The 6,374-nt window shown below is 60.0% G+C and carries 4 protein-coding genes; all 4 read right to left on the bottom strand.

The features are described 5' to 3' along the window. Positions 1–353 precede the first annotated feature (353 nt). Positions 354–1,391 (bottom strand): glucokinase, encoded by a 1,038-nt coding sequence (locus V6C16_RS06225; protein WP_333542903.1) that lies wholly within the window; start codon positions 1,389–1,391, stop codon positions 354–356. An 11-nt stretch (positions 1,392–1,402) separates the two neighbouring features. Then, positions 1,403–2,869 (bottom strand): D-glycero-beta-D-manno-heptose-7-phosphate kinase, encoded by a 1,467-nt coding sequence (rfaE1, locus tag V6C16_RS06220; protein ID WP_333542902.1) that lies wholly within the window; start codon positions 2,867–2,869, stop codon positions 1,403–1,405. A gap of 39 nt (positions 2,870–2,908) precedes the next feature. Beyond that, complete coding sequence (locus tag V6C16_RS06215; protein WP_333542901.1) at positions 2,909–4,873, bottom strand: glycosyltransferase; 1,965 nt, start codon at positions 4,871–4,873, stop codon at positions 2,909–2,911. A 67-nt stretch (positions 4,874–4,940) separates the two neighbouring features. Beyond that, positions 4,941–6,176 (bottom strand): ABC transporter permease, encoded by a 1,236-nt coding sequence (locus V6C16_RS06210; RefSeq protein ID WP_333536202.1) that lies wholly within the window; start codon positions 6,174–6,176, stop codon positions 4,941–4,943. Positions 6,177–6,374 lie beyond the last annotated feature (198 nt).

The raw sequence follows: 6,374 nt of genomic DNA, 5'->3' as shown, positions 1-6,374 counted from the left end.
CATTCTCAAAGTTTAAGGCACGCTCACTTCGGCGTTTAACCGCGCAGATAAACTGCGCTTACGCCTCCGTAGCGAACGTCTGCTCACGCAGCCGCCAGAGCAATTTCAAAGTGAAATTGCTCTAAACAAGGCTGCTGTTTCCGATGCGACCTCCTTCGGCGTAACGGCCGAAGCATCGCTGCTGTCTTCGTACGTAACTTCCTTTGTCGTAACGGCCGAAGCAATCCCGCCTGGCAGCAAGGTGTTGCTTTATACCCCACCTCGTCCCAACCCGGCAGGAAAAATACCCGACCAGCCGGACCCAGGCTGCGCAGCTTCGTGGCGCGGATTTTTCGGAATATTCGTGCGAGGTGTTACGCATTTTCAATGTCGGCCAGCTCTATTCCACAGAGCGCCAGACCGGCATACGCGCCCCCCCAGAGGCCGCTGTCGGTATCTGTCACAAGGCGCACAGGCACACTTTGCAACAGTGACACCACGTCTCCGGCACCAGCATACAAAGCCTCTGAAAACGAAGGGCAGCTCACGCAAAGAGGGTTTGCGGCCGCCACGCCCCCGGCAATCCACAATCCTTCACGGCACAGGGACGACAAAATCCATTCCTGGCAAAATCGTCCCAGAAAGCGCGCGTACCAACGCAAAGTGGGCGTATCGCGCGAAAGCGCGCTATCGCCCGCCTGCGAGGGATGCAGCATCTGGCCCGTCAGATAATAGTGCAATGTGGAAAGCCCCCGGCCGCAAAGCACATTTTCAGCACTGGCAAAAGCTCGCCCCAGCCCTTTGCACAAGGCCCGCCCGTAATCCTGTTCTTCTTTGTCCAGAAAGGCAAAGGCAACGTGACCGGCTTCACTGGGAACCGCCAGTGGTACGCCCTGATCTGTGAGCAGCAAACTGGCGGCCCCAAGGCCCGTTCCTGCACCTACAACGGCATGGGTTTTTCTGACGCATGTATTTTTTACCCGGCCTGCAGGTTCTTTGCCGGGGAAGATCGCGTCCTCGCCCTTCTTTTGTTCCGGGCCAGCCACATACGAAGCCTGAGCGCCGGGAGGGGTCAAGATGGCATACGCCTGGAGCATAAAGTCATTGAGCAGCAGGCAACGCCCGGTTCCCGCCAAAGAGGGGACCGCTGCAAGGTCAACCCGCAAACGGCCATTGGTGAGGCTTCCTTTTTGCCCGTCTACCGGACCGGCCAGCCCGATGACGACGGCCCCGGCCTCTTCCGGCCGCAAATCCAGCCCTTGGGACAGAGCGAGAAACAGGTCCTGCCCGCTTTCAAGGTTGGCAGAGCTGATCCGCGCGGAACGCTCCAGCGCAAGCGACGTTCCCTCCAGCCTGAAGCTGCCCATCCGGCAGTTGGTTCCGCCCACATCGGCTACAAGAATCCGCTGCATGGCACGTACACTCATCGCAAGGATCTGCCGCCGCCCGAGGCGTCAATTTTGCGCACAATACCCGTGGTGCTGCACCCCTGCACAAGATCGGCCAGATACACGCGACCACCCGAAGCCAGCACCACATCCGCCCCCACTACGGTTCCCACCGTATAGTCACTGCCTTTGACCAGCACATCAGGACGCAGGGCGGTAACAAGGTTCAGTGGCGTGTCTTCGTCAAAAAGCACAACGGCATCCACCCCGTGCAGGGCAGACAAAAGCAGCGCGCGGCTCTGTTCGTTCTGCACCGGACGGCTTGGCCCCTTGAGACGGCGCACCGAGGCATCGGAATTAAGCCCCACCACAAGATGGGTTCCTTGAGCAGCACTCTGGCGTATAAGAGAAATATGGCCCGGATGCAGCAGGTCAAAACATCCGTTGGTGAAGACGATGCTTTCGTTTTTGCGCCGCCAGTCTTCCACCTTTTCAAGAAGTTCGGGCAAGGCATAAAGCTTGGGGTTATCCGCGCCCTGGCGCAAGGCCTGGCGCAATTCGGTAATGCTTACAGGAGCCGTTCCCATTTTGCCCACGGCAACACCGGCCGCGGCATTGGCTGCGTCCATACTTTCTTCCCAGGTCAGACCGGTGCCGATACAGGCCCCCAGCGTGGCAATGACCGTATCTCCCGCTCCGGAAACATCCGCAACTTCGCGCATTACGGCGCGAATATAGCGTGGCGGCGCATCCGGGCTGAACATGGTCATGCCCTTGGCCCCACGTGTAAGCAGCACTCTTTCAATGGCATAGCGTTCCCGCAGGCGGTCTGCCAGATCTGCCCTCGCGGCCCTGTCCAGAGGCGCGCCCTGATTTCTGCCGCAGACGAGATCAAATTCGTGCCTGTTGGGCGTTACGCAATGCGCGCCCGCATAGCGGCTCCACTGCGTTCCCTTGGGGTCCACCAGCACGGTGACGCCCAGGCGGCGGGCCTCGTCGATAATGGCGCGGCACAGGCTTTCGCCCTGCCCGTTTTCAAGCAAGACGCCCTTGCCGTAATCAGAAAGGATCACGACATGGCAAGTGGGCAGCACGGCAAGCACAGCCTGAAGCAGGGCTTCAAGCTCATCGTCGTCCGGGTGCATGCAGCGCTCTTCATCCAGCCGCAGCAATTGCTGCCCCTGCGCAAGCACTCTGGTTTTGCACGTGGTGCTGCGCGAACCGGAAGATACCAGACGGTGCTGAATGCCGGCCTGCTCCAGGCTCCGGCGCAGGTCATCGGCGGCCTCATCCATGCCGGAAAGCCCCACAAGAGTGGCCTGTGCGCCAAGGTGTACCAGATTTCGGGCCACGTTGGCCGCGCCGCCCGGCGCAAACCACCGCTTGTCCACGCCAAGCACTGGAACCGGGGCCTCGGGCGATATGCGCCCCACGTTGCCGGAAATATAGCGATCCAGCATCACATCGCCCACTACCAGCACACGCACCTTGTCAAAATTCATGGCACTTCCGTTTCAGGATGCGGCCCCGCAGGATGTGGCTCACAGCTTGCGGCACGCCTTTTTAAAAAACGCACTCATACGGGCCTCAACGCCCTCTTCATCCAGAAATGCAGGCAGGTCACGGCGCGCAGCATCGCCCAGACGCCGTCGCTCAGCAGGATCTAAAGCCAGGCCCTCAAGGACTCCGGCCAGAGCGTCCGCATTATTCTGCGCCACAACGCGCCCATTACGGCCATCGGTCACGGCTTCCGTCTGCCCCGGCAAATCGCTCACAACCACAGCCAGACCAAAGGCCAGCGCTTCCACCAGCGCCGAGGGCAGACCGTCCATATCCCCTTGCCGCGTTTTGCGACCCGGAGCTACGAACACATGGGCCTTGGCATAAAAGTCCGGCATGTTTTCGTGCGGAACCCGCCCAGCGAAATACACGTTGCCGCGCAGGCCAAGACGCCAGGCAAGCCAGCGCAGACGCAGGCGCTCCGGCCCATGCCCCACGATCCTGAGCGTAAAGTCAATGCCTTTGCTTTTCAGAACAGCGCAGGCGCGCAACAGAACATCATAGCCTTTGCGACGGCAGATCGTGCCCACAGCCAGGATATTCAGGCCCTCGACGGCGTCATTGCCGGAAGGAGCCTGGTCGGCATCATCGTCCGGGGGAGTCAGCGTAAGCGGGTCACGCAACACCACGAACTTGTGCTCCGGAACGTCAGGCAAAAGCTCACGCATGGCCTGACGGGAGGCTTCGGTATCGCAGCGCACGAAAACCGCATCGTTGACTTTTGCCTTCCAGTTAAGGCCGGGCTCGGCAAGATCGTGCGAACGCACGGCAAATGCATACGGTACACCCAGCAGGCGCGAAGCCACCCATGCGGCAGTGGCCGGACCGTGCGCACCGGAGGCATAAAAAATTTCAATGTTTTCTTCCAGGCCCCAGCGGGCCAGCAGCGCGCCGGAACCGAAAGATCGCAGGTGGTCCCACAGCCATCGGCCCCAGCGCCCCCGCCCCAGCAAAACGCGCCAAAGCCCCCAGAGATTGGCTGAAGCTCCGCGCATATGCCGGAACATGTCCAGATACGCGCCGAGCATGCGCCATGCGCCGATACGGCGCACAGCCAGCGGCAAGGCATAGCCCTCGGGACTGCCCAGCAAGCCGTTGTCTCGGATAGCATAAATGCGCGAAAGCAGCCCTGAAGCGTGCATGTGGTGCGCTTCGGTCATAAGGCACTGGCCGGAAGCCTCGGGAAAGCGTTCCGCCACCAGCGCGCCGCGCACCACCGGTCTGGGACCGGCCAGCAGATTGTAGGTCTCCTCAGAGGAAATACGCGGCACTTCACGCTTGCGGCAATGCAAGATGCCGTCTTCAAGCGTATACACACTGTCGCAAAACTCCGCCATCTTGGGGTCGTGGGTCACCATGACCATGGCTACGCCGCCCGTATGGCAAAGATTGCGAAAATTATCCATGATAAGGCGGCTGGTCTTGGCATCCAGAGCGCCCGTAGGCTCGTCGGCAAGCAGTATGCGGGGGTTGTTCACCATGGCGCGCGCAATGGCTGCGCGCTGCTGCTCGCCGCCGGAGAGGCGGTTGCTGCGGTAGTGAACCCTGGCCGAAAGACGCACCAGTTCCAGAGCGCGGATAACCCTTTCCCATCGTTCCTGCGGGGGAACGCGCTCATAAATAAGCGGAAATTCAACGTTTTCAAACACTGTGGAGTGGTCAAAAAGATTGCTCGACTGCATGACAAAGCCCATGGTTCCGCGCCTGAAGGCTGCGGTCTGCTCTCTGTCCAGGCGCAGTACATCTTTGCCGAGAATTTCCAGAAAGCCGGAATCGGGCGCATGCAGCATGCCGAGCACATGCAGCATGGTGGATTTGCCGCAACCTGACGGTCCCATAATGGCAACCATCTCGCCCGGCTCCACCTCAATATTCACGCCGCGCAACACCGGCGAAAAACCAGCGTAGCACTTATACAGATCTTTGGCGACAATAACAGGAGCCATGAATCACCCTGTCCATAAACGGCCCGGGACGCCGCCTGAGCGGTCTGGTCTGGGCCGCCAGCTATTTTTACTCAAAGCGCAAAGCCGTGACCACGTCCATACGACTGGCCTGGATGGCCGGATACAGGCCCCCGGCCACGCCGATGACTGCGGAAAAAACAATGCTGCCCAGGCTGCTGGCCAAAAGCAGGGAATACGAAATACCCGTACCCAGCGACCAAGAGCCGCCTTCCACCAGCGCAATACCCACGGCAATACCCAAAACACCGCCAGCCACAGATTTGCACAAAGCCTCGGCAAGAAACTGGGCCAGAATGTCCGTATCGGAACCGCCCATGGCTTTCTTCAGGCCCACCTCGCGGGTGCGGGCGCGCACTGCGGCAAACGTGCCGTACCAGATGCCGAAGCCGCCGAGCATGAGTGACGCGGCGATGCCGAGCCAAAGCAGCACTTCGACCCACAGAAAGGTATCCTGAATACGCGCCAGCTGGTCATCCTGCGTGTGGACCACAAGGTAGGGCGCGGACTGGAATTCACGCACAACCTCAGGAATTCTCTTGACCAGCGGCGGCACGTCCTGCCAGCCGATGGCGCGCACAAAAAGGCGCGTCACCTTGTCGCCCGCCCAATTTCGGTCGATCATGGTGGTATAGGGCAAAAAACCGCCCTGTGACCAACTGCCGAGCATAACGCCGCTGACCACACCCACCACTTCAAAAACATCCTGCTGCAAAAAAAGCAGCTTGCCCACAGCCGAGGGCGCGTCTCCGTACAAGTCCTGCGCGGCTTCGCGGCCAAGCATGCAAACACGCTTGTGACCGGTCACGTCATCGGCATCCATGAGCCGCCCGGCAACCAGATTCAGAGAAAACACGTCTGAAAAATACTGGTCAACGCCGATAAAGCCCACGTTGAGAGTGCGTTCGCCAGCGCCGCGCAAGGGAAAGCTTTTTCCTTCGCGGATATTCTGGCTCACCATGTACACCCCGGGCAGATGGCTCAGGGATTCCACGGTTTCGGGGTAAAACCCGCGCATGGGCTGGCCGGGATACTGGGCGTCATCCATATACACGCGGATGACGTTAACCCCTCCCATAAGCACCATATCTTGCCCGACTTTGTAGCGGATTTCGCGCCCGAGCACGGCCAGAACAATAAAGGCCGTGATGCCCAGGGCGATGGACAATATCACCCCGAAGCCGCGCTGGCGTACAACCTGACGGAGGCTGACGCGAAAAAGGTCGGACATGGCAATCATGGCAAAACCATTGTAAGAATATCCCTGAACTGTTGCGCCGGACACGTTATGGCAAACCGCGCCGACATCGCCTCATGCGGACTGTTGCACCTGCGGCCTGTGCCGGGAGCGCGCCAATCCTTTACCCAAAAAGGGGCGAATTATTATATAGGTCGAAACCGGCGTATGTCAAAGACATATTCGCAATAACACGCCCGCGGCCGTGGCCGACGCAGCTGCACAGGCCTGCGCGGCTCCGGCGTT

The organism is Desulfovibrio sp. 1188_IL3213 (assembly GCF_036763145.1).
In the GTDB taxonomy this organism is placed as follows: domain Bacteria; phylum Desulfobacterota; class Desulfovibrionia; order Desulfovibrionales; family Desulfovibrionaceae; genus Desulfovibrio.
The sequence above is the reverse complement of the archived record's forward strand: the minus strand, read 5'-3'. Positions and strand labels throughout refer to the sequence as shown.

Bases quoted from the DNA above. Each gene is read 5' to 3' on its own strand.
- V6C16_RS06215 (WP_333542901.1), bottom strand. From the start codon at position 4,873: ATGGCTCCTGTTATTGTCGCCAAAGATCTGTATAAGTGCTACGCTGGT.
- rfaE1 (WP_333542902.1), bottom strand. From the start codon at position 2,869: ATGAATTTTGACAAGGTGCGTGTGCTGGTAGTGGGCGATGTGATGCTG.
- V6C16_RS06225 (WP_333542903.1), bottom strand. From the start codon at position 1,391: ATGCAGCGGATTCTTGTAGCCGATGTGGGCGGAACCAACTGCCGGATG.